This is a genomic window from Variovorax ureilyticus, from assembly GCF_050632185.1.
Classification (GTDB): domain Bacteria; phylum Pseudomonadota; class Gammaproteobacteria; order Burkholderiales; family Burkholderiaceae_C; genus Variovorax; species Variovorax ureilyticus_A.
Map to the genome: position 1 here is coordinate 543154 of NZ_CP192579.1, position 23252 is coordinate 566405.

The window sequence follows — 23252 nt, forward strand, 5'->3', positions numbered from 1 at the left end:
TCCATGAATCCCGACCGCTGGGCCTTGTTGCTCGGCGCCGTGGTCCTGCTGGTGCTGCCGTTCACCGTGTCGGGCTACGTGCTCTACATCGCGAACCTGCTGATGGTGTTCGTCGTGCTCTCGCTGGGCCTGCACGTGGTCATCGGCGAGGCGGGGCAGTTCGCGCTCTCGCACACCGCTTTCTACGGCATCGGCATCTACACGGCCGGCATCATCAATACCGCGTGGCATCCGCCGTTCCTCGTCTCGATCCTCGCGGGCGGCGTGCTGTCGGCGGTGCTCGGCTACATCATCGGCCTGCTGGCGCTGCGCATGCGCGACATCTATCTCGCGCTCGCCACCTTCGCCTTCGGCGAGGCGATGCAGTGGGTGTTCCTGAACTGGGAGAGCGTCACCGGCGGATCGAACGGCATGCGCATGCAGCCGGCCGAGCTGTTCGGCTACAAGCTCACGAACGACCTGCAGGCCTACCCCTTCGTGGTGGTGATCGCCGGACTGATGCTCTGGGCCACGGTCGCGCTGTCGCGCTCGCAGTACGGCGCCTCGCTGCGCGCGGTGCGCGAAAGCGACGTCGCCGCGATGGCGATGGGCGTCGACGTCAAGGCGATGAAGCAGAGCGCCTTCGCGGTCTCGGCGGCCTTCGCGGGCATCGCGGGCGGCATGTACACGCTGTTCGTCTCGTTCATCCACCCGGAAAGCCTGGGCTTCCAGACAACGATCCTCGTGCTCACGATGGTGGTGGTCGGCGGCATCGGCTCCGTGCGCGGCGCGGTCGCGGGCGCGATCGTGTTCGGGCTGATCTCCGAGCTGCTGCGGCAGGCGCTCTCGATCCAGGAAATCATCTACGGCGTGATCCTGATGGGCTTCATGATGTTCAAGCCGCGGGGGTTGTTTGCTGACCGTTCGCAGCGTGCGCCGGCGGCTGCATCGTCCGCACAGCAACCCGCCGTTCGGAGGGCTGCGCAATGAGCCAGCCCTTCCTCGACATCTCGGGCATCACCGTCAAGTTCGGCGGGCTCACCGCGGTCAACGACCTGTCGTTCCAGGTGCAGCGCGGCAGCATCCACGCGCTGATCGGACCGAACGGCGCGGGCAAGTCGACCACCTTCAACTGCATCTCGCGCTACTACCAGCCGAATTCGGGCCGCATCCATCTCGATGGAAACGACGTCTCGAACCACCGTCCGGCGCAGATGCCCGGCCTCGGTGTCGCGCGCACCTTCCAGAACCTCGAACTCTTCGGCGAGCTGAGCGTGTGGGAGAACGTGCTGCTGGGCTGCCATGCGCACAGCGCCAACACGCTCGGCAAGCTGCTGCGCCGGCCCGACGGCGAGACGTGCGACCTGGTCGACAGCCTGATCGAGCGTGTCGGACTCACGCACGACCGCATGACCCGCGCGAGGGAACTCGATTTCGGCCACCAGAAGCTGCTGGAGATCGCACGCGCGCTCGCGCTCAAGCCGCGCCTGCTGCTGCTCGACGAGCCGGCCGCGGGCCTGCGCAATGCCGATATCGAGCATCTCGACAAGCTCCTGACCGAGCTGTCGCGCCGCGACGGCATCACCGTGCTGCTGGTCGAGCACGTGATGCAGCTCGTGATGTCCATTTCCGATCGCATCACCGTGATGTCCTTCGGCCAGAAACTCGCGGAAGGAACGCCGCAGGAGATCGGCCAGGACCCGCGCGTCATCGAAGCCTACCTGGGCAAGGGAGCCGCCCGTGTCTGACAACCTGCTCGAACTGCGGGGCGTGAGCGCCTCCTACGGCGCCATCCAGGCGCTATCCAATGTGTCGCTCGCGGTGCCCCAGGGCGGCATCGTCGCGCTGCTGGGCAGCAACGGCGCGGGCAAGAGCACCACGCTCAATGCGATCTCGCGATTGATCGAAGCACGCGGCGAGGTGTTGTTCGACGGCCATTCGATCTCGCGGCTGCATTCCGACCAAATCGTGGCAAGGGGACTCGTGCAGGTGCCCGAGGGCAGGCAGGTCTTCAAGGACATGAGCGTGCAGGAGAACCTCGAACTCGGCGCCTACCTGCGCGGCAACCGCCGCGAGGCGGCGGAGGACTTCGAGCAGGTCTGGGCGATGTTCCCGCGCCTGAAGGAGCGGCGCGAGCAGAAGGCCTCGACGCTCTCGGGTGGCGAGCAGCAGATGCTCGCAATCGGCCGTGCGCTGATGGCACGGCCTCGCATGATCATGTTCGACGAACCTTCGATGGGCCTCTCGCCGCTGCTGGTGGAGCAGATCTTCGAGGCCATCCAGAAGCTCAATCGCGAACGCGGTTTGACCATCCTTTTGGTCGAGCAGGACGTTCGCCTCGCGCTCGCAGTCGCCGACTACGCCTACATCCTCGAGAACGGCGAGCTGAACCTGGAGGGCCCATCGAAGCAGCTGATGGACGATCCCGCGGTTCGCCGCGCCTATCTGGGCGTCTGAATTCCCTTCCTCACAGAGAAACCCCATGGAACTGCTGAAAGACAAACTGGCGCTGGTCACCGGCGCCGGCGGCGGACTGGGCAGCGCGATCGCTGCCGGCTTCGCAAGCGAAGGCGCGCGCGTGATCGTGGCCGACATCCAACTGGAAAGCGCGACGCGGACGGCCGCCGCCATCACCGCCGCTGGCGGCGAGGCATGGCCCCTCGCGATCGACGTGACGCAGCGCGTTGGCGTGCGCGACTTCGCGGCACAGGTGAACGAGCGCTTCGGCGCGCTCGACATCCTCGTGAACAACGCCGGCATCTCGGCCCGCTCGCGCATCGACGACGAACAGGCGCCCGAGGTGTGGGACCGCCTGATCGACGTGAACCTGCAAGGCCTCTTCAACGTGACGCATGCCTTCGTGCCCCAGCTCAAGGAGACGCGCGGCTGCATCGTCAATCTCTCGTCGATCGTCGCGTTCGTCAGCGGCATCTCGTCGGCGGGCTACATCGCGTCGAAGGGTGCGGTGCGCTCGTTCACGCAGGCGCTGGCGCGCGATCTCGCGCCCTTCGGCGTGCGCGCCAATGCGGTGGCGCCCGGGCTGATGCTCACCGAGATGGTCGCGCCGCAGCTCGCGGTGCCCGGCGGCACCGACTGGTACATGCACCGCGTGCCGATGGCGCGCGGCGGCGAGGTCGAGGAAATCGTCGGGCCGGTGGTGTTCCTCTGCTCGCCGATGGCCAGCTATGTGAACGGTGTGGTGCTGCCGGTGGACGGCGGCTTCCTGTCGGCCTAAGGAGTGCTGGAGATGACAAAACCGATTGCCCTGATCACCGGTGGTGCGAGCGGCATGGGCCTTGCGATCGTCGAGCGCCTCGCGCGCGACGGCTTCGATGCGGTGATGGTGGACCGCGATGCGGCACTCGCGCAACGCGAGACGGCGCGCCTCGCGGGCATGGGCCTCGGCGTGCGCTGCCAGGTGCTCGACCTCACCGACGAAGACGCGGTGCGCGCGCTGGTGCGCTCGCTGCCGCCGGTGAGCGCGCTGGTCAACAACGCCGGCATCTTCGACGAGCGCAAGTTCCTCGAAGTGACCAACGCCGACTTCCGCCGCGCCTACGAAGTCAACCTGATCGCGGCCGCGACGCTCACGCAGGAAGTCGCGAAGACCATGGCCGATGGCGGACGCATCGTGAACATCGCCTCGCGCGCCTACCTCGGCGCGAAGAACCATCCGCACTACGTCGCTTCGAAGGCGGCGATCGTCGGCTACACCCGCGCAAGCGCGATGGAGCTGGCGCCGCGCGGCATCCTGGTCAACGCGATCGCGCCGGGGCTGATCGACACGCCGATCCTGCGGGCGCTCACCCCCGAGCGGCTCGCCGCGCAGCTCGCGCTGCAGCCCACGGGCCGGGCCGGCCGGCCCGAGGACATCGCGCAGGCGGTCTCCTTCCTCGTCTCGCCGCAGACCGGCTTCATCACCGGGCAGGTGCTGTTCGTCGACGGCGGCAAGTCGCTGGGCGGGTCGGGCGCATGACGGACTGGAACGAGACCTGCGACCTCGTCGTGATCGGCGCCGGCACCGGCGGCATGGCCGCCGCGCTCGCCGCGAGCTTCGCGGGGCGCAGCGTGCTGCTGGTCGAGAAGACCGATCGCGTGGGCGGCTCCACCGCGATCTCGGGCGGCGCGGTCTGGGCACCGCTCAATGCACAGACGGCCAAGGTCGGCCACCCCGACACGCACGAGAAGGTTACGACCTACCTGCGCCACACCGTTGGCGATGCCTCGCCGGTCGCGATGCAGCAGGCCTTCCTGCGCCATTGTGCGGAGGCGGTCGACTTCTTCGAGAAGAACACGCATGTGAAGCTGCAGGCGCGCAGCTATTCGCCCGACTACTACCCGGACCGCGAAGGTGCGGCGCTCGGCGGCCGTTCGCTCGATCCGCTGATGTTCGACGGCCGGCTGCTCGGCAGGCAGGCGTTCCGCGAACTGCGCGATCCGCTGCCCGAGTTCATGGTGCTCGGCGGGATGATGATCACGATGACCGATGCCAAGCACCTGCTTGCGGTCACGAAGTCGTTCACCTCGTGGCGCGAGGGCATGAAGCTGGTGCTGCGCTTCTTCGGCGACCGGCTCTTGGGCTACCACCGGGGCACGCGGCTCGTGCTCGGCAATGCGCTGGCGGCGCGGCTCTTCCGCAGCGTGCTCGATCGCAAGATTCCGTACTGGCTCAACACGCCGTTGCAGCGCATCCATGTCGAGAATGGCCGCGCCACGGGCGTCGCGGTGCTGCGCAATGGCAAGCCGGTGAACGTACAGGCGCTCTGCGGCGTGGTCGTCGCGACGGGCGGCTTTCCGTGGAACGAGGCACTGCGCAAGCAGATCTATCCGCAGCCCACCGGCCCGTGGTCGATGTCGCCTTCGGGCAACCGGGGCGATGGCATCGTCATCGCGATGCAGGCCGGCGCCGCGCTCGGCACCGGGCATGCGAGCCCGGCCTTCTGGGCGCCGGTGTCGATCCTCGAGAAGCCCGACGGCACGCAGGTGCGCTATCCGCATCTGGTGTGGGACCGTGCGAAGCCCGGGCTGATGGCGGTCAACGCGGCAGGAAAGCGCTTCGTCAACGAGTCCACCTCGTACCACGAGTTCGTGCTGGCCATGTACCGCTCGAACCAGACCGTGCCGACGCTGCCGGCCTTCCTCGTCTGCGACCACGACTTCATCGAGCGCTGGGGCCTGGGGCTCGCGTTGCCGGGCGGACGGCCGCGCGACCACCTGGTGCGCGCGGGCTATCTCCACAAGGCCGACACGCTGGACCAGCTCGCCGCGCAATTGAAGATCGACGCGAAGGGGCTCGCGGAATCGGCGAAGCGCTTCAACCAATTCGCGGACGCGGGCACGGACGAGGACTTCGGCAAGGGCGGCACCGCCTACAACCAGTACCTCGGCGACCCCGACCACCAGCCCAACGCCTGCCTCGGTCCGTTGCGCAAGGGCCCGTTCTATGCGGTGAAGGTCTATGCGGGCGACATCGGCACGGCCTGCGCGATCGCATGCAACGAAAATGCGCAGGCGCTCGACGCGAGCGGCCGGCCGATTCCGGGCCTCTACATGGCCGGGAACGACATGCATTCGGTGATGGGCGGCCAGTACCCGGCCCCCGGCATCACGCTCGGGCCCGCGCTCACCTTCGGCTGGGTCGCAGGACGGCACGCGGCGGGCGCGGCGGTCTGAACCCGTTCACGGCAATCTGGAGCTCATTCATGCAGATCTACTTCTCTCCTACCTCGCCCTACGTGCGCAAGTGCCTCGTCGCGGCGCATGAACTGGGCCTCGACGGTCGCGTGCGGCTGCTGCCGTCCAACGCCAATCCGGTCACGCGCGACCGCGACCTCATCGCGAAGAACCCGCTGGGCAAGGTGCCGACCTTCATCACCGACGATGGACTGGTGCTCTACGACAGCCGCGTGATCTGCGAGTACCTAGACGATCTGGCGAAGGGGAGCCTGTTCCCCGCGGCCGGCAACGAGCGCTGGCGCGCGCTGACGCTGCAGTCGCTTGGCGACGGCATCCTCGATGCCGCGCTGCTCGCGCGCTACGAGGACGTCGCGCGACCCGAGAACCTGCGTTGGGCCGACTGGCGCGCTGGACAGCTCGACAAGGCGACCACGTCGATCGATCACCTCGAAGACGACCCGGCGCTGCTCGGCGGTCCGCTCAACATCGGGACCATCGCGGTCGCCTGCGCGCTCTGGTATCTGGACCTGCGCTTCACCGATTTCGACTGGCGTGCGGTCCACCCGAAGGTCGCCGCATGGTACGAGGAAGCCCGCAAGCGTCCGTCGCTCGGCGCGACCTGGTCGCTCTGATGCCTCAGTCCAGCGACACGTTCGCCTTCCGCGCGAGCGCGGCGTAGCGCGCAGCCTCGCTGCGGAAGAACTTCGCCGCGTCTTCCGGCGAGGTGGGCTGGATGACGTTGCCCTGCTTGTTCATCGCGTCGACCACGTCGGGGCTCTCGAAGGCTTTCACGAAGGCATCGTGCACGCGCTTCGTGTCGGCGGGCGTCATCTTCGCGGGGCCGACCACGGCGAACCAGCCTTCGATGTCGTAGTCGGGCAGGCCCTGTTCGGCGATCGTCGGGATGTCCGGCGCTGCCGGCGAGCGCTTCGCGCCGCACAGGCCGATGGCCTGCACCGCGCCGCTCCGGAGGTGCTGCTGGATTGCCGGCAGCGCCACCACACCGAACTGCACCTGCCCGCCGATCAGGTCCGTCACCATCGGCCCGGTGCCCTTGTACGGGATGTGGCGTGCCTTGACGTTCGCCTGGTCGAGGAAAAGCTCCGCAGCCAGATGGATCACCGTGCCGTTGCCGGACGAGGCGTAGTTGTATTCCTCGGGCCTGGCGCGCAGCAGTGCGATGAGCTCCCGGGCGTTCTTCGCCGGCAGGTTCTTCGTCGCGACCAGTACCAATGGCGTCGCGCCGATCACGCTGATCGGCGTGAAGTCGTTGACCGCGTCGAAGGGCATCTTCTTGTAGACCGCCGGGTTGATCACGTGGTTGTTGGAAACCAGGCCGAGCGTCGATCCATCGGGCGCCGCCTTCGCGACTGCCGCCGCACCGGTGATGCCGCCCGCGCCCGGCAGGTTCTCGATCACCACCGGCTGGCCGAGCGTCTTCGTGAGCGCCGGCGATGCGGAACGCGCGATCACGTCGACGCCCGAGCCCGCGCTGATCGGCAGGATGAGGCGCACCGGCTTCTCCGGTTGTGCGAAAGCGGGAAGGGCGGTGCCGGCCAGTGACGATGCAGCGAAGCCGAGCAATGTACGGCGAGAGAGTGAAATCGGTTGAGTCATGTCTTGTCTCCGGGGTCTTGTGTTCTGTGTGCGTCTCAGGCCGATTGCCTGGCCGATGCGAGTCTTGAGAGGACTTCCTCGTTGTGCTCGCCAGGCTTTGGCAGTGGCGATCGCACGCCGGGCCTGCGCCCGCCCATCAGCAGCGGCAGCAGCACGACATCGGTGACGCCTCCATCGTCGGTCGTCATCGGCGCGAGTCCGCCGCTCGCCTTCAGGTGCGGGTCCTCGACCAGCTGCTCGGGCCGCATGATCGGCGCGTAGGGGATGCCGGCGGCCTCGAGCTTCGGCGCGAGCTCTTCAACGCGATGGTGGAGGAGGATCTCGCCCAGCGTCGCGAGCAATTCGGGCCGAACCGCGACGCGGGATGCGTTGTCCCCGAAGCCCGGGTGGTCGAGCAGGTCCGGCCGCTCCAGCACACGGCACAGGGTGTTGAACTGCTTGTCGCTCACCGCGCCGATGAAGAGCTGCCGGCCTTCCGCGAGCGTGAAGACGTCGTACACGCTCCAGGCCGATACGCGCGAAGGCATCGGCGGCGGCGGTTCGCCGGTCATCAGGTACTGCTGCATGTGCTGCGCGCTCAGGAACACGCAGTTCTCGAACAGCGCACTCTGCACTTCCTGACCACGGCCGGTGGCCTCGCGCTCGCGCAATGCCGCCAGCACGCCGATCGCGCCGAACATGCCGCCCATGATGTCGTTGACCGAAGTGCCGGCGCGCAAGGGGCGGCCCACGGGGCCGGTCATGTACGAGAGCCCGCCCATCATCTGCACCACTTCGTCGAGCGCAAGGCGGTGCTCGTAGGGACCGGGGAGGAAGCCCTTGTGCGTGACGTAGATGAGGCGCGGGTACTTCTTCGCGAGCGTCGCGTAGTCGAGGCCGAGTTTCTCCATCAACCCGGGGCGGAAGTTCTCCAGCACCACATCGCAGTCGCCGATCAGCTCGGTCGCGGTGGCGCGGCCTTCCTCGGTGGTGATGTCGAGCACCACGCTCTTCTTGTTGCGGTTGAACGAGCGGAAGAAGCCGATGCCGAGACCCGGCAGCTTGCGCGTCTTGTCACCGCCGGGCGGCTCGATCTTGATCACTTCGGCGCCGAGGTCGGCGAGGATCATCCCGCAGGTCGGGCCCATGACCATGTGGGTGAATTCGACGACGCGCAGGCCGGCGAGCGGAAGGGACGATGAATCGCGCATGAAAGGAATGCTCGTGAAAAGGCAAAGCGCGGATTCAGGCCGCGACGGCTTGCGGGAAGGTCTTGGGCAGGTGCGCCTGCCACAGCGAACCGTGCAGCTTCTCGCTTGCGAGCCAGCCGGCCACGCGCTCGCGCAGCGCGAGCAGCCGGCCGATGTCGACGCCGGTCTCGATGCCCATGCTGCCGAGCAGGTAGGCGAGGTCTTCGGTCGCGACGTTGCCACTGGCGCCGGGCGCGTGCGGGCAACCGCCGATCCCTGCCGGGCAGGCATCGAAGCGGTTCACGCCGACTTCGAGGGCCGAATAGACGTTGGCGAGCCCGAGGCCGCGCGTGTCGTGGAAGTGGCCGCACCAGAAGCGCTCGCCGGCGATCTTTAGCGCCTCCTCGAACAGCTCGCGCACCTTCGCCGGGTCGGCATAGCCGACGGTGTCCGCGAGGCTCACGCGGTCGGCGCCTGCGTCGAGCATCGCCTGCATCAGCCGCAGCACTTCGCTCTTCCTCACCTCGCCCTGCAGGGTGCAGCCGAAGGCGGTTCCGACGCCGCCTTCGATCAGCGTTCGCGAGCCCGCAGCATCGCGCGCGGCGCGGATGCGCGCCACTTCGGCGACCACCTCGTCGGGCGTCTTGCGCAGGTTCGCGAGGCTGTGCGCATGGCTCGCGGAGAGCGGCACGATCATCAGGTCGGCTTCGGCCGCGATCGCGTTCTCGGCGCCGCGCAGGTTGGGCACCAGCACCGACACGAAGAGGCCCGGCAAGGTCTTTGCGAAGGCCACGAGCTCCGCGGTGTCGGCGAGTTGCGGCAGCAGTCGCGCCGGCACGAAGGAGCCGACTTCGATCTCGCGCTGGCCGGCCGCGTGAGCGGCGCGGAGCCATTCGCGCTTTTGCCCGGTGGGCAGGATCGTCGCGATGCTTTGCAGGCCATCGCGCAGACCGACTTCGCGGATCACCGCATGCGCGGGCAGATGGGGGTGTCTCCTGGTCATGGGCGAACTCTAGAGATTCCCGACCATTCACTAAAGCGGTATTCTGGAACGCCTGACGTTCCGATCCGGAAACTCACAAAAGCAGCCATGCACGATCTCGACCTGACCACCCTGCGCCTCTTCGTCGCCGTTTGCGAGACGCGCAACATCGCGCGCGCCGCCGAGCAGCATCACATCGTGCCCTCGGCGGTGAGCAAGCGGATCGCGCAGCTCGAAAGCGTGGTGGGCAACGTGCTCGTCGAGCGCAAGCGGCGCGGCGTGGTGCCCACCGGCGCGGGCGAGATCCTGCTGGAGCACGCGCGCGCGATGCTCGCGGGGCAGGACCGCGTCTCGCGCGACATGGCCGCGTACGGCAAGGGCATCAAGGGGCAGGTGCGGGTGCTGGCGTCGGTGTCGTCGATCGCGGAGTTCCTGCCGGACGACATCGCGGACTTCCTGCAGTTGCCCGCGCACCGCGACATCCGCGTGGACATCGAGGAATCGCTGAGCCGCGACCTGGTGCGCGGCATTCGCGAAGGCCTCGCGCCAGTCGGCGTGTGCTGGGATGCGGCCGATCTCGAAGGCCTGCAGACGCGGCCCTATCGCAACGACCACCTCTCGATCGTGGCCCACCCCGAGCATCCCATTGCGCGCAGAAAGCGCTGTGCGTTCGCGGACACGGTGGACTTCGACCACGTCGGCCTGCCGGCCAACACGGCGGTGCACACGATGCTCGGGCGGGCGGCGGCGATCATCGGCAAGCCGCTCGCCTATCGCGCGGTGGTGTCGACTTTCGATGCCGCATTGCGCTGCGTGCGCGCCAACCTGGGCATTGCGGTCGTGCCGCTCGAGGTCGCGCAGCCGATGGCGACGGCCTATGGGCTCAAGGTGCTTGCGCTGACCGATCGCTGGGCGTGCCGCGGCTTCACCATCTGCTTCCATGACGAGCGGCAGTTGTCGCCGGCCGCGAAGCTGCTCGTTTCGCATCTCGAAGCCCGCGCGCACCGGACGCCGGCGTGACACGTATCGCGCATAAGATCGGGCCCGCCAGTGCCCACCGAAACCCAGCGAGGAGCAGCGTCCAGATGGATCACCGATTCCAAACCTTCGTGTATGGCACCGCCATTGCGCTGATGATCGGCTGGGTTTTCTACATCGGACGCGACGTCTTCGTGCCGATCATGTTCAGCGTCTTCGTGGTGTACGTGATCCTCGGCATCGCGCGGCTGATCCGGAGCATCCCGGTGGTGGGGGCGAGGCTGCCGCAGTGGGTCATCTCGCTGCTGTCGGTCTTCATCATCGCCTTCGGCCTGTGCATGGTGGTCTACACCCTCATCGCCAACAAGGACAGCGTGATCGCGCAGGCACCCCGCTACCAGGAATCGCTGCTCGCCGCGGTGCAGAAGGTGGCGGTGTGGCTGCGCTTCGAATCCGAGCCCACCTGGACCACGCTGCGGCGCGACCTGTTCGCGCAGGTGAGCATTCAGCGGATCGTCAGCTCGACGCTGTCGTCGGTGTCGTCGCTGGTGGCCAGCGTGGTGGTGGTGGCGCTCTATGCCTGCTTCCTGCTGGTCGAGCGCGGGCACCTGGAAGCCAAGATCAACGCGATCGCGCAGAGCCCGCAGCATGCGCAGCGCATCAAGCAGGTGATCGCCGACATCAATGCGCGGGTGGGCGCCTACCTGGCGCTCAAGACGCTGCTGGGTGTGCTGCTCGGCGCGCTGAGCTGGGTGATCATGCGTGTCATGGGGCTCGAGTTCGCGCCGTTCTGGGCGGTGGTGATCGCTTTGCTGAACTATGTGCCCTACATCGGCTCGGTGCTGAGCGTGTTGCTGCCCGGCGCGATGGCGATGGCGCAGTTCGGCGATGCGAACCATGTGTTGTCGATCATGCTGTGGCTCACGGTGGTGCAGTTCGCGATCGGCAACTTCCTCGACCCCTACATCATGGGGAATTCGCTCAATCTCAGTCCCTTCGCGATCCTCGTGAGCCTCGCGGTGTGGGTGGCGCTGTGGGGCGTGTCGGGCGCGTTCCTCGCGGTGCCGATCACGGCGATGCTGACCATCATCTTCTCGGAGTTCCCGGGCACGCGGCCGGTGGCGGTGTTGCTGTCGCAAAGCGGCAAGCCCTAGCGCGCGCTTCTTCGTTCGCGTTGCGCGGAGTTGGGGCTGCGTGTTAAATGCGGCGCGTCGGGTGATGTCCAAAGACCCGAGGAGACGTTCGAGATGATCGAAACCCGTGCCGGGCGCCGCGGCATCGCGCGCGCGCCGTGGCGATCGGCCGTGCAGGCCCTCGCTGTTTCGTCTGCGGTGCTGTTCGCGAATGCGGTCTTGGCGGCCGACCCCGACATGGCGCGTGCGCAGCAGCTGGTGCGCGAAGGCAAGTACCAGGACGCCTACGGCCTTCTCTCGCCCTTCGAGAGCACCAGCGTGGGCGATGCCGATTTCAGCTACCTCCTGGGGCGGGCCGCGCTCGGCACGCAGCAGCCCGAGAAGGCCAAGGCACTCTTCCAGCGCAGTCTTGCTGCGCGGCCGGACTTCGTCCCTGCCCACCTGGGGCTGGGTCGGGCGTACTTCGCGCTCGGCCAGTATGCAGACGCGAAGATCGAGTTCGAGACCGTGTTGCGCTTCGAGAACCTGCCGCCCGATGTGCGCTCGCAGGCCGAGGTCTACGACCAGGCGGCACGGCAGTCGCTGGATGGCGAAAGGCCGTTGTCGGGCTTCGGCTATGCGGAGACGGGCATCGGCCAGTACCGCGTGAACGAGACGGTTGGCACGAATGCGCTGGGCGGTGGCGATCGTCGCGACACCTTCTACAACGCACGCGCCGGCGGCGGCTTCAACTACGCGCTGCAGAACGGCTATGCGATCGACGGCACGCTGGACTACCGCTACCGCCACTACGACAACTCGGACAGTCGCAGCGATTCGGATCTGCGCTGGCGGCTCGCGGGCAGCAAGGCGCTCGGCGAGAACAATCTCTCCGCGGGCTTCAGGGGCCGCACCAGCTACCGCGGCGACGGCAACTACCGCAACGACGTCTCGGTCTTCACCGACTACAGGATGCGCTACGACCCGGACAACCAGTTCACCTTCGGTGGCGACATCCGGCGACGCAGCTACCCCGAGGGCCCCGAGCGCGACCGCAGCCGCACGACTGCGCTGGTGTCTGCCGGCTGGGTGAACTCGTTCATGGACGGCAAGGGCAGCTTCTCGCTCACCGGCCATGCCGGGCGCAACTACGCCACGAACCGGCCCGATGGCGATTCGAGCGTCTTCGGCGCCACGGCCGCATTGGACTTCACGGTGAGCAAGACCCTGAGCTGGGGCGGCTTCGTGTGGTGGGAGCGCGATCTCTTCGCCTCGGACAACATCCACTTTCATCCCGACACGGTCGACAACACCGTGTTTCTGCGCCGGCGCGACAACCTCTACGAAGTCGGCGCCTATGTGGTGTGGGAGTTCGCACCCACCTGGAGCCTGCGGCCCGAGCTGCTGTGGATTCGCGACCAGAGCAACGTGATCGGCTCCAACTACAGCTCGACCGAGTTCTGGGTGAACGTGCGCAAGAGCTTCTAGCCCGTTCCGCGCCGTCGGCATGTCATCGACGTGTCATCGAAGTACCCATGCAATGCTGGCCGAACGGCCTATGCATCCCGATCTCGTGCTCGCTTGACAAGCTTTCATCACGGTCCGATGCTCGGCCGCGAATGTCGTCCCCAGGGCGTTCACGACTACAACAACGGAGCGAGGATCGCATGGCTTCCACAGAGCAGAAGATGTCCCGTATGCAGCTCACCGCGATGGTGGTGGGCGGGATGGTGGGCGCGGGGATCTTTTCATTGCCGCGCACCTTCGCGGGGGCGACGGGCCCTCTGGGCGCGGTGATCGCGTGGATCGTTGCGGGCACGGGCATGTACATGCTCGCGCGCGTGTTCCAGGCATTGGCCGAGCGCAAGCCCGAACTGGACGCCGGCGTCTTCGCCTACGCCAAGGCCGGCTTCGGCGACTACCCGGGCTTTCTCTCGGCCTTCGGCTACTGGATCAGCAGCTGCATCGGCAACGTCTCCTACTGGGTGCTCATCAAGTCCACGCTGGGGGCCTTCTTCCCCGTCTTCGGCGACGGCAACACCGTCATCGCCATCGTCGTGGCGTCCGTGGGCATCTGGCTCTTTCACTTCATGATTCTCAAGGGCGTGCAGCAGGCGGCCTTCATCAACTCGGTGGTCACCTTCGCCAAGATCATTCCGATCCTGGTGTTCATCGTCATCCTGATCTTCGCCTTCCGGGCCGACCTGTTCAGCGCCAACCTCTACGGAGGCGACCTCACGGGCAACATCTTCGAGCAGGTGCGCGCCACGATGCTGGTGACCGTCTTCGTCTTCATCGGCATCGAGGGCGCGAGCGTGTATTCGCGCTATGCCAAGGAGCGCTCGGACGTGGGCCGGGCCACCATCATGGGCTTCATCGGCGTGACCGGGCTGATGGTGCTGGTGACCATGCTGCCCTATGCGGTGCTGCAGCGCGCGGACATCGCCGGCATGCGCCAGCCCTCGATGGCCGCGGTGCTCGAAGCGGTGGTGGGACACTGGGGCGCGGTCTTCGTGAGCCTGGGGCTGATCGTCTCGGTGCTGGGGGCGTACCGGCCTGGTCGCTGATCTGCGCCGAAGTGATGTTCACTGCCGCCAAGACCGAGGACATGCCCGCCGTCTTCGCGCGCGAGAACGCCAACAAGGTGCCGGCCAATGCGCTGTGGCTGACCAACGTCATCGTGCAGCTCATCGTCATCACGACCTACTGGTCCCGGGACGCCTTCGCGCTGATGCTGAACCTGACCAGTTCGATGTCGCTGATTCCGTACCTGTTCGTGGCGGCCTACGGCTTCCTGCTGTCCAGGCGCGGCGAGAGCTACCAGGTGCGCCCGCAGGAGCGCGGGCGGGACCTTTTCATCGCGGCAGCGGCGGCTCTCTACACGATCTTCATGATCTACGCGGGCGGCCTGAAGTTCATCCTGCTGGCCGCCATCCTGTATGCACCCGGCACCGTCCTGTACATCTGGGCGCGGCGCGAGCGGGGCAAGCAGGTCTTCACACCGATCGACTGGGTCATTCTCATCGTCGTTGTCATCGGCGCGGTCGTGGGTCTCTACGGCCTCGCCACGGGCGCCATCACCATCTGAACAGGAGACACACCATGGTCAAGGCAAGTGCGACAAACAAACCAAAAACGAGCGAGTTCGGCGTCTACTCCGAAGTCGGGCAACTGCGAAAAGTCATGGTGTGCGCCCCCGGGCGTGCCCACCAGCGACTGACCCCGAGCAACTGCGACGAGTTGCTCTTCGACGACGTGCTGTGGGTGGAGAACGCCAAGCGCGACCACTTCGACTTCGTCACCAAGATGCGCGACCGCGGCGTGGAAGTCGTGGAAATGCACAACCTGCTGGCCGAGACGGTGGCCGTGCCCGAAGGCAAGAGGTGGATTCTCGACAACCGAGGTCGTGCCCAACCAGGTGGGCCTGGGCTTCATCGACGAGCTGCGCAGCTACCTCGAAGGCCTGAGCGACCGCGAGCTGGCCGAGACGCTGATCGGCGGCCTCTCTACCCATGACTTTCCCGAAGCCCATGGCGGCCAGGCGCTCAAGGTTGCGAAGGAGGCCGCCGGGGGCACCGAGTACCTGCTGCCGCCGCTGCCCAACACGCTCTACACGCGCGACACCACCTGCTGGATCTATGGCGGCGTCACGCTCAACCCGCTCTACTGGCCTGCGCGGCACGAGGAAACCATCCTCACCACCTCGATCTACAAGTTCCATCCCGACTTCGCCGGCAAGGTCAACGTGTGGTGGGGCGATCCCACGCAGGACCACGGCCTCGCCACGCTCGAGGGTGGCGACGTGATGCCGATCGGCAAGGGCGTCGTCCTCATCGGCATGAGCGAGCGCACCTCGCGGCAGGCGATCAGCCAACTGGCCGCCACCCTGTTCAAGAAGGGCGCTGCGAAGCGCGTGATCGTGGCGGCCATGCCCAAGATCCGTGCGGCGATGCACCTGGACACGGTCTTCACCTTCGCCGACCGCGACTGCGTGCTGCTCGCGCCGGACTTCATGAACAAGACCACCACCTTCTCGTATTACCCGAGCGACAACCCCAGCGGGGTCGAGCTGCGCAACGAGAAGAAGCCCTTCGTCGACGTGGTGACCGAGGCGCTGGGCCTGAAGAAGATGCGCGTCGTGGAAGCCGGCGGAAGCGACTACCAGCGCGAGCGCACCCAGTGGGACAGCGGCGCGAACCTGGTGTGCGCGTCGCCGGGCGTGGTTTATGCGTATGACCGCAACACGTACACCAACACGCTGCTGCGCAAGCAGGGAATCGAGGTGATCACCATCGTGGGCGCCGAGCTCGGCCGTGGCCGCGGCGGTGGCCACTGCATGACCTGCCCGATCATCCGCGACCCCGTGGACTATTGATTCGTCAAACCAACCAGCGAGAGAGGACGAGTGCCCGTGCCTGAAAAACTTGCCAGCCAGCATTCCGCATATCGGCCCAGGGTCACGGTGCTCGTTGCGCTTGCCGCCGTCGTTTCGTTGTCGGCCTGCAGGCGCGCGGAAGAGGCGCCGGCCGCCGAGATCCGGCCCGTGCGCGTGATGAAGATCGAGACGCGCACGATCGGTGACACCGTCATATTGACCGGCAACGTGCAGGCGCAGACCGAGATCAATCAGTCGTTCCGCATCGACGGACGGCTGATCGAACGCAACGTCGAGGTCGGCGACCGCGTGAAGCAGGGCCAGTTGCTGGCGCGGCTCGATCCGCTGAACGAGGAGACGTCGCTGCAGTCTGCGCGTGCGCAACTGGCCGCGGCACAGGCGCAGAACGTCGAGGCCCGCACCAACCACACGCGCCTGCGCGATCTCCTGGCGGAGAACGCGGTCTCGCGCGCGTCCTTCGATCAGGCCGATTCGCTGCTCAAGGTCACGCAGTCGCAGGTCGAGACCGCGCAGTCGCAGGTCACGCTGGCGCAGAACCGGCTGAACTACACGCGGCTGTATGCCGACGTCTCCGGGGTGGTCACGGCACGCGGACCGGAGCCCGGCGAAGTGGTGCAGGCCGGCCGCATGGTGGTGCAGGTGGCGCGCGAAGGCGCGCGAGACGCCGTGTTCGACGTGCCCGCGCCGGTCAAGAACAGCACGGCAACGAACCCCGAGATCACCGTCTCGCTGACCGACGACCCGAAGGTCACCGCGAAGGGGCAGGTGCGCGAGGTGTCGCCGCGCGCCGATCCGGTGACGGGCACCTTCAGCGTGCGGGTGCGGCTCATCGACGCGCCCGCGGCGATGCGGCTGGGCACCACCGTGACCGGGCGCGTCAAGCTCGACAGCGCGCCCGCCATCGATATTCCCGCCTCGGCGCTCAACCGCTCGGGCAACAGCGCCTCGGTGTGGGTGGTCGATCCGAAGACGGGCGTCATCGCGGCACGCCCGATCGAGGTGCGCGCCTTCGACGCAGCGCGCGTCCAGGTCACGTCCGGCCTGTCGCCGGGCGATCTCGTCGTCACGGCGGGCGTGCAGGCACTGCGTCCCGGCCAGAAGGTCCGCATCCTCGAGGCCGCGCAGTGATCGGCCCGAACCTGTCGGAATGGGCGCTCTCCAAGCGCTCGCTGGTGCTGTTCCTGATGATCATCTCGGTGGTCGCAGGGGCGCTGTCGTTCCTGCGCCTCGGGCGTGCGGAAGATCCGGCCTTCACTTTCCGGACCATGATCGTCGCGGCCGGCTGGCCCGGCGCGACGGTCGACGAAACGCTGGAGCAGGTCACCGAGCGCCTGGAGCGCACGCTGCAGGAGACGCGCCATCTCGACCGCGTCCGCAGCTACACGGTCGCCGGGCAGACCACGATCTTCGTCGACCTCAAGCAGTCCACGCCGCCGGGCGACATCCCCGACATCTGGTACCAGGTGCGCAAGAACGTCGGTGACATGCGGCAGACGCTGCCGCAGGGCGTGGTCGGACCGTTCTTCAACGACGACTTCGGCGACACCTTCGGGATCATCTACGCCTTCACCGCCGATGGTTTCAACTTCCGCGAGCTGCGCGACCACGTCGAGGCCGCGCGTTCGCGGCTGCTGCAGGTGCCGGACGTCTCGAAGATCGAGGTGCTCGGCGCGCAGGACGAGCAGATCTACATCGAGTTCTCGACCGAGCGCCTCGCCGGCCTGCGGCTCGATTACCCGAGCATCATCAACGCGCTGCGGGCGCAGAACGTGATCCGTCCCGCGGGCACGATCCAGACCGAGCAGGAGCGCGTGTTCATGCGCGTGAGCGGTGCCTTCGATTCCGAGCGCGACATCGAGGCGGTCACCCTGGTGGTGGGCAACCGCATGATCCGCCTCGGCGACATCGCGACCGTGCGGCGCGGCTTCGTCGATCCGCCGCAGCCGATGTTCCGCGTCAACGGCAAGCCGGCCATCGGCCCGGCGATCGCGATGCGCGAGGCGGGCGACATCCTCGCGCTCGGCGCCAACATCAAGAAGGAGATGGCCGACTTCACCGCGAACCTGCCGCACGGCATCGAGCCCACGCTGGTGGCCGACCAGGCGGTGACGGTCGACGTCGCGATCAACGACTTCATGTCGTCGCTGTGGCAGGCCATCATCATCATCCTGGTGTGCAGCTTCGTGAGCCTGGGCGTGCGGCCCGGCATGGTGGTGGCGCTGTCGATCCCGCTCACGCTCGCGATCGTGTTCGCGCTGATGGACATGCTGCACATCGACCTGCACCGCATCTCGCTGGGCGCTCTGATCATCGCGCTCACGCTGCTGGTGGACGATGCGATGACCACGGTCGACGCCATGATCAACCGCCTTGCGGCCGGCGACACCAAGGACCAGGCCGCGACCTTCGCCTACAAGACGCTGGCCGCGCCGATGCTGATCGGCACGCTGGTCACCATCTCCAGCTTCGTGCCGATCGGCTTCGCGCGCAGCTCGGCGGGTGAATACACCTTCTCGATCTTCAGCGTGGTGGCGCTGGCGCTGCTGGTGTCATGGCTTGGCGCCGTGATCTTCTCGCCGCTGGTCGGCAAGGCCATCCTTAAGGCGCCGAAGGCCGATGCGCCGGCCGCCAAGCCGAGCAAGGTGACGGCGGTGTACGCCCGCTTCCTCGAAGGTGCGATCCGCGCGAAGTGGGTCACTTTCGCGGTGACGATCGCGGCCTTCGTGGCGACGCTCTTCCTGGTGCGCTTCGTGCCGCAGCAGTTCTTCCCGGCATCCGACCGGCCCGAACTCACGGTCGACATGACCTTGCGCCAGAACGCATCGATCCACGCGACCGAGGCGCAGGCCGAGCGGCTGGAGCAGATCCTCAAGAGCGATCCGGACGTGGACCACTTCAGCACCTATGTGGGCCGCGGTGCGATCCGCTTCATCCTCACGCTGAACGTGCAGCTCGCGAACCCGTTCTTCACGCAGTTCGTCATCGTCGCGAAGGACGTGGATGCGCGCGACCGGTTGCAGCTCAAGCTCGAGAAGGCGCTTGCGGAGCAGTTCCCGGACGTGGTCGCACGCGTGTCGCCGCTCGAACTCGGCCCGCCGGTCGGATGGCCGCTGCAGTACCGCGTGAGCGGCCCCGACGCGAACGAGGTGCGCAAGTATTCGCTGGACCTTGCCGGCGTGCTCGGATCGGATCCGCGCGTGCGGCATGTCAACTTCGACTGGATGGAGCCCGCGCGCCAGGTCAAGATCCGAATCAACCAGGAAGAGGCCCGGCAGCTCGGCGTCAGTTCCGCGGCGCTCGCGGGCATCCTCAATTCAGCGATCACCGGATCGGTGGTAACGCAGGTGCGTGACGACATCTATCTGGTCAACGTCGTGGCCCGGGCGACCGACCAGCAGCGCGTATCGTTCCAGACGCTGAGCTCGCTGCAGGTGCCCACGCCGACCGGCCGCATGGTGCCGCTGAGCCAGTTCGCGACCTTCAACGAGGAACAGGAGCTGCCGCTCATCTGGCGCCGCAACCGGGTGCCGACGCTCACGGTGCGCGCGGACGTGACCCATGGCGTGCTGCCTGACACGGTGGTGGTCGCGATGGCCGACCACATCAAGGAATTCAACGCGAAGCTGCCCAAGGGCTACAAGGTGGAGACCGGTGGTCTGTTCGAGGAGAGCGCGGTGTCGAGCGACTCGGTGTTTGCCGTGGTGCCGCTGATGATCGTGCTGATGCTGCTGTGCGTGATGGTGCTGCTCGTGAGCTTCAGACGGCTGGCGATGGTGGTGGTCATCCTGCCGCTGGGGCTGATCGGCGTGGTGCTGTCGCTGCTCATCTTCAATCGGCCGCTGGGCTTCGTCGCGATCCTCGGCATCCTGGCGCTGATCGGGATGATCGCGAAGAACGCGGTGATCCTGGTCGTGCAGATCGAGACCTACCGCGCCGAGGGCCACAGCGTGTTCGATGCGGTGATGATGTCGGGCACCTCGCGGCTGCGGCCGATGATCCTGACCTCGATCTCCACCGTGCTGGGCCTGATCCCGATCGCGCCCACCGTGTTCTGGGGCTCGATGGCCTTCGCGATCATGGGCGGCCTGCTGGTGGCGACGCTGCTGACACTGGTGCTGCTGCCCACGATGTACGTCGCGGTGTTCGGCAAGGAAGACCACCGAGGCGCCGCCCGCCGGGGCGCGCGGCCGGTGGTCGACGCAACCTGAGCGGATGGAGGCATCGCCTTGACGCCGAAGCACCCGGTCGCCGCATCCGCCGTGACGGTCCCCGATGGCCGCTCGGCGGCGCGGACGCACGAGGTGCTCGACCTGCATGTCGCCGAGTTGCGGCAGCTTTTCAACTCGATGGACCCGGCGCCCTTCCGCGAGCGCGATCTCGATCCCGAGGCGGAGGCCTACATCGTCGACTGGGCACGCGAGATCAAGGGCCGGCGGCCGCTGGCGCTGTGCGTCCATGTCGACAGCGCCGCCGTCCGGCCGGAGGACGTCACGATGCTTCGCGACGCCATCGGCCAGTACTTCCAGCATCGGGCGCATGCGGCAGAGCGCCGTCTGCAGCATCTGTTTCGCGTCGGGCGTATCAGCCTGCTCATCGGGATGGCGTTCCTCGCGGTGGCGCTCGCGGTCAGCGAGGCGGTGGGGGCGCTGCTGCAAAAGCAGCGCTATGCGAGGCTCGTGCAGGAAAGCCTGGGGATCGGTGGCTGGGTGGCGCTGTGGCGTCCGATGGAAATCTTCCTCTACGACTGGTGGCCGATCCGTGGCGAGGTGCGGCTCTACGAGCGCCTTGGCGGCATCGAGGTGAGCCTGTTGCCCGGCGCGGCGGAAGGACACCCGGCCTCATGAAAGCGCCAGCCGCTCCCGTCGTGCGCACGGTGATCAGCCGGGGATTGCTGTTCCTCGGCCTCTGGCTGGTGTTGATGCCGAGCCTCAAGCCGGCCGACCTCGCGGTCGGGCTCTTCGCCACCGTCGCTGCGACCTGGACCAGCGTTCACCTGATGCCGCCCGAGGTGGGCTATGTGAGGCTGCTGCCGCTGCTGGCCTTCGTGCCGCACTTCCTGTGGCAGTCGGTGCTGGCCGGCGTGGACGTGGCCCGGCGCGCGATGTCGCCACGCATGCCGCTCAAGACCGGATTCGTCGTGTGCCCGGTGAGCCTGCCGCCGGGTCTGGCGCGCAACGACTTCGTCTCGATCATGAGCCTCATGCCGGGCTCGCTGCCGGTGGCGGAGACGGCGGATGCCGTGGTCTATCACTGCCTGGACACCGACCAGCCGCTCGCGAAGACGATGGCGAAGGAAGAGCAACGGCTGCTCAAGGCGCTGGTCGTGGTGGAGCAGGGTGGATGAGTGCCATGGATGATTTCCTGCTCAGCGCCTGCGCCTTCGTGCTCCTGATGGTTGCGGTGAGCCTCGTCGTGGTATTGCGCGAGCCGGGCAGCGTGGCGCGCATGATGGCGGGCATGCTGTTCTGCACGGGCGGCATCGCGAGCCTGCTGCTGCTGGGCACGATCCACGGCATGGAGATCGTGATCAACGTCGTGCTCACGCTCGCGGTGCTGGCGCCCTTCGCGACCATCGCGTTCGTGCGGGCCGGCTCGGTGCTGCTGCGCGACGAGTCCGCTGCGGATGCGGCAAGCCACGCGGAGGCGGGCAAGCCATGATGCGCACGATCGCCGACGTCTTCACCGTCGTGGCCGTTTGCGCGGGCGGGTTCTTCTTCCTTGCCGGCACGGTGGGGCTGCTGCGCTTTCCGGACTCCTACACGCGGCTGCATGCGCTGACCAAGGCCGACAATCTCGGGCTGGGCCTGATCGTGATCGGACTCTTGCCGCAGGTCGGCAGCGTGAGCCTCGCCCTCAAGCTGATCTTGATCTGGCTGCTGGTGCTGCTCGCGTCGGCGACCGCATCCCAGATGATCGCGCGCGCCATTCGCGGGACCGAGCGAACGGATGCTTCGGCTGCGCCGGACCCCGGGGAGGCACCGCGATGAGCGTCGTGCTGAATGTCGCGCTGGTGGTGCTGTTCATCGGGCTCGCGGCGTGGACGATCTTCGCGCGCGACACCTTCGCTTCGGTTGCCGGGTTCATTCCATACGGCCTGCTGCTGACGGCAGTGTGGTTGCGGCTGGTGGCGGTCGATGTCGCGATCACCGAGGCCGCGATCGGTGCCGGGCTGACCGGTGCGCTGCTGGTGGGCGCGGCCGCGCGCCTGCGCGCCACCGAAGCCCGGACGAATCGCGCGCGTCCCGGTGTCGCAACGCGCGTCCTCGCGGCGATCGGCGGGGTCGTGGTCGCGGGCTTCGTCGCCGCCTGCGTGCTCCTGCTCCCCGAAGCCTCGCCGACGCTCGCGCCGGCGGTGATGGACAACCTCCACACCACCGGCGTCGGCAACCCGATCACGGGGGTGCTGCTGTCGTTCCGGGCGATGGATACGTTGCTCGAAGCGATCGTGCTGGCCTTTGGGCTCCTCGGCATCTGGTCGCTCGCGCCGGATCGCGCCTGGGGCGGCCGCCCGAGCCTGCAGCCCATCGCGGAGCCGAACAGCATCCTCGCGCACTTCGCGCGCATCCTGCCGCCGATCGGCATCGTGATCGGTGTCTACATCTTCTGGTACGGCGCGGATCATCCCGGCGGCAAGTTCCAGGGCGCGACCATCCTCGCCACGATGTGGCTGCTGGCGATGATGGCGGGGTTCGCCGACGTCCCGCGCGTGGGGCGGTTCGCGCTGCGCCTCTGGCTGGTGGTCGGGCCGCTGGTCTTCATCCTCGTCGGCTTCGCGGGCGCGGTCATGGCGGGTGCGTTTCTGGGCTATCCGGACGGCCTCGCGAAGCCGTGGATCGTCGCCGTCGAGTTCGCGCTGTTGCCTTCTCTCGCGCTCACGCTGGGCCTGCTGCTGGCGGGGGCCCCGCACAGGGCGTTGCAGAAATGACGGAAGCGACCACGCTGTTCGGACTCTGCGCGGCGGTGCTGATCGGGCTCGGCCTGTACGGCTTCGTCATCCATCCGCAGCCCCTGCGCAAGATCCTCGCGTTCAACCTGATCGGCAACGGCGTGTTCCTCGTGTGCGCGGTCATCGCGCGGCGGGGCGCGGCGGCGGGGCTGGGCGGCGACCCTGTGCCGCAGGCCCTGCTGATCACCGCCATCGTCGTCGCCTTCGCCGCGTCGGCGCTCGCGGTCGCGCTGCTGCTGCGGCTTCAAGAGGAAACCGGCGACGCCGCGTTGGCTTCCGAGCCGCCCGCCGGCCCCACCAAGGCGGATGCCGCCGCTGGAGATCGCTAGGTGCCGGTGGCCGATTCGATGAACGCGACCACGCCGGGCGGGCTGCTGCTGGTGCTGTCCGTGCTGCT

23 protein-coding genes and 1 pseudogene are annotated in these 23252 nt (G+C 67.4%); 21 read left to right on the top strand and 3 right to left on the bottom strand.

Going from position 1 to position 23252, the window contains the following annotated elements; all coding sequences use genetic code 11:
* Window positions 1-3: 3 nt before the first annotated feature.
* Genes ACQ858_RS02550 through ACQ858_RS02580 form a run of 7 tightly spaced genes read left to right on the top strand, consistent with a single transcriptional unit; the run spans window position 4 to window position 6287 of the window.
* Entirely contained in the window at window positions 4-969 is a 966-nt protein-coding gene (locus ACQ858_RS02550) for a branched-chain amino acid ABC transporter permease (RefSeq protein WP_431275280.1), read from the top strand.
* Entirely contained in the window at window positions 966-1727 is a 762-nt protein-coding gene (locus ACQ858_RS02555; protein WP_431275281.1) for an ABC transporter ATP-binding protein, read from the top strand. Before ACQ858_RS02550 ends, ACQ858_RS02555 begins: the two co-directional genes overlap by 4 nt.
* Window positions 1720-2436, top strand: coding sequence for an ABC transporter ATP-binding protein (locus tag ACQ858_RS02560; protein ID WP_431275282.1), 717 nt, complete (start codon window positions 1720-1722; stop codon window positions 2434-2436). The genes ACQ858_RS02555 and ACQ858_RS02560 overlap by 8 nt, the downstream gene beginning before the upstream one ends.
* Window positions 2437-2461: 25 nt before the next feature.
* Window positions 2462-3214, top strand: coding sequence for an SDR family NAD(P)-dependent oxidoreductase (locus ACQ858_RS02565; protein WP_431275283.1), 753 nt, complete (start codon window positions 2462-2464; stop codon window positions 3212-3214).
* 12 nt (window positions 3215-3226) lie between these two features.
* On the top strand, window positions 3227-3955 hold the full coding sequence (locus ACQ858_RS02570; RefSeq protein ID WP_431275284.1) for an SDR family NAD(P)-dependent oxidoreductase: 729 nt from the start codon (window positions 3227-3229) through the stop codon (window positions 3953-3955).
* On the top strand, window positions 3952-5652 hold the full coding sequence (locus tag ACQ858_RS02575) for an FAD-dependent oxidoreductase (protein ID WP_431275285.1): 1701 nt from the start codon (window positions 3952-3954) through the stop codon (window positions 5650-5652). The genes ACQ858_RS02570 and ACQ858_RS02575 overlap by 4 nt, the downstream gene beginning before the upstream one ends.
* A 29-nt stretch (window positions 5653-5681) precedes the next feature.
* Entirely contained in the window at window positions 5682-6287 is a 606-nt protein-coding gene (locus ACQ858_RS02580; protein WP_431275286.1) for a glutathione S-transferase family protein, read from the top strand.
* 4 nt (window positions 6288-6291) lie between these two features.
* On the opposite strand, the gene ACQ858_RS02585 is transcribed toward ACQ858_RS02580, so the two are convergent.
* From ACQ858_RS02585 to ACQ858_RS02595, 3 genes are read right to left on the bottom strand one after another with little or no spacing between them, the layout of a single operon-like run.
* Window positions 6292-7272 (bottom strand): Bug family tripartite tricarboxylate transporter substrate binding protein, encoded by a 981-nt coding sequence (locus tag ACQ858_RS02585; protein WP_431275287.1) that lies wholly within the window; start codon window positions 7270-7272, stop codon window positions 6292-6294.
* 35 nt (window positions 7273-7307) lie between these two features.
* Window positions 7308-8462 carry a CaiB/BaiF CoA transferase family protein gene (locus tag ACQ858_RS02590; RefSeq protein ID WP_431275288.1) on the bottom strand — a complete coding sequence of 385 codons (1155 nt, stop codon included), beginning with the start codon at window positions 8460-8462 and terminating at the stop codon, window positions 7308-7310.
* A gap of 34 nt (window positions 8463-8496) precedes the next feature.
* Window positions 8497-9444: a hydroxymethylglutaryl-CoA lyase gene (locus ACQ858_RS02595; protein WP_431275289.1), complete on the bottom strand. Its 948-nt coding sequence runs from the start codon at window positions 9442-9444 to the stop codon at window positions 8497-8499.
* An 87-nt stretch (window positions 9445-9531) separates the two neighbouring features.
* Between ACQ858_RS02595 and ACQ858_RS02600 the strand changes: the two genes are divergently transcribed.
* The 14 genes and pseudogenes from ACQ858_RS02600 to ACQ858_RS02665 all read left to right on the top strand — a co-directional run bounded on the left by ACQ858_RS02600 (window position 9532) and on the right by ACQ858_RS02665 (window position 23184).
* Window positions 9532-10443 (top strand): LysR family transcriptional regulator, encoded by a 912-nt coding sequence (locus ACQ858_RS02600; protein ID WP_431275290.1) that lies wholly within the window; start codon window positions 9532-9534, stop codon window positions 10441-10443.
* Between the two features lie 65 nt (window positions 10444-10508).
* Window positions 10509-11555, top strand: coding sequence for an AI-2E family transporter (locus ACQ858_RS02605; RefSeq protein WP_431275291.1), 1047 nt, complete (start codon window positions 10509-10511; stop codon window positions 11553-11555).
* Between the two features lie 93 nt (window positions 11556-11648).
* The gene (locus ACQ858_RS02610; protein WP_431275292.1) at window positions 11649-13001 is read left to right on the top strand and encodes a tetratricopeptide repeat protein; all 1353 of its coding nucleotides are present in this window, start codon (window positions 11649-11651) and stop codon (window positions 12999-13001) included.
* A 179-nt stretch (window positions 13002-13180) separates the two neighbouring features.
* Window positions 13181-14601: pseudogene (locus ACQ858_RS02615) on the top strand (basic amino acid/polyamine antiporter).
* A gap of 95 nt (window positions 14602-14696) precedes the next feature.
* On the top strand, window positions 14697-15029 hold the full coding sequence (locus tag ACQ858_RS02620; protein WP_431276769.1) for an arginine deiminase family protein: 333 nt from the start codon (window positions 14697-14699) through the stop codon (window positions 15027-15029).
* A complete protein-coding gene (locus ACQ858_RS02625) occupies window positions 14932-15888 on the top strand; it encodes an arginine deiminase (RefSeq protein WP_431276770.1) in 957 nt (318 codons plus the stop codon). Before ACQ858_RS02620 ends, ACQ858_RS02625 begins: the two co-directional genes overlap by 98 nt.
* A gap of 36 nt (window positions 15889-15924) precedes the next feature.
* Window positions 15925-17037, top strand: coding sequence for an efflux RND transporter periplasmic adaptor subunit (locus ACQ858_RS02630; protein WP_431275293.1), 1113 nt, complete (start codon window positions 15925-15927; stop codon window positions 17035-17037).
* On the top strand, window positions 17034-20117 hold the full coding sequence (locus tag ACQ858_RS02635; RefSeq protein ID WP_431275294.1) for an efflux RND transporter permease subunit: 3084 nt from the start codon (window positions 17034-17036) through the stop codon (window positions 20115-20117). The genes ACQ858_RS02630 and ACQ858_RS02635 overlap by 4 nt, the downstream gene beginning before the upstream one ends.
* 18 nt (window positions 20118-20135) lie before the next feature.
* Window positions 20136-20753, top strand: coding sequence for a hypothetical protein (locus ACQ858_RS02640; protein ID WP_431275295.1), 618 nt, complete (start codon window positions 20136-20138; stop codon window positions 20751-20753).
* Window positions 20750-21253 carry a Na+/H+ antiporter subunit E gene (locus ACQ858_RS02645; RefSeq protein WP_431275296.1) on the top strand — a complete coding sequence of 168 codons (504 nt, stop codon included), beginning with the start codon at window positions 20750-20752 and terminating at the stop codon, window positions 21251-21253. The genes ACQ858_RS02640 and ACQ858_RS02645 overlap by 4 nt, the downstream gene beginning before the upstream one ends.
* Window positions 21250-21567, top strand: coding sequence for a monovalent cation/H+ antiporter complex subunit F (locus ACQ858_RS02650; RefSeq protein WP_431275297.1), 318 nt, complete (start codon window positions 21250-21252; stop codon window positions 21565-21567). Before ACQ858_RS02645 ends, ACQ858_RS02650 begins: the two co-directional genes overlap by 4 nt.
* Window positions 21567-21896, top strand: coding sequence for a cation:proton antiporter (locus ACQ858_RS02655; RefSeq protein ID WP_431275298.1), 330 nt, complete (start codon window positions 21567-21569; stop codon window positions 21894-21896). Before ACQ858_RS02650 ends, ACQ858_RS02655 begins: the two co-directional genes overlap by 1 nt.
* Window positions 21893-22834 carry a hydrogenase subunit MbhD domain-containing protein gene (locus ACQ858_RS02660; RefSeq protein WP_431275299.1) on the top strand — a complete coding sequence of 314 codons (942 nt, stop codon included), beginning with the start codon at window positions 21893-21895 and terminating at the stop codon, window positions 22832-22834. The genes ACQ858_RS02655 and ACQ858_RS02660 overlap by 4 nt, the downstream gene beginning before the upstream one ends.
* Window positions 22831-23184 carry an NADH-quinone oxidoreductase subunit K gene (locus ACQ858_RS02665; RefSeq protein WP_431275300.1) on the top strand — a complete coding sequence of 118 codons (354 nt, stop codon included), beginning with the start codon at window positions 22831-22833 and terminating at the stop codon, window positions 23182-23184. The genes ACQ858_RS02660 and ACQ858_RS02665 overlap by 4 nt, the downstream gene beginning before the upstream one ends.
* Window positions 23185-23252: the final 68 nt, after the last annotated feature.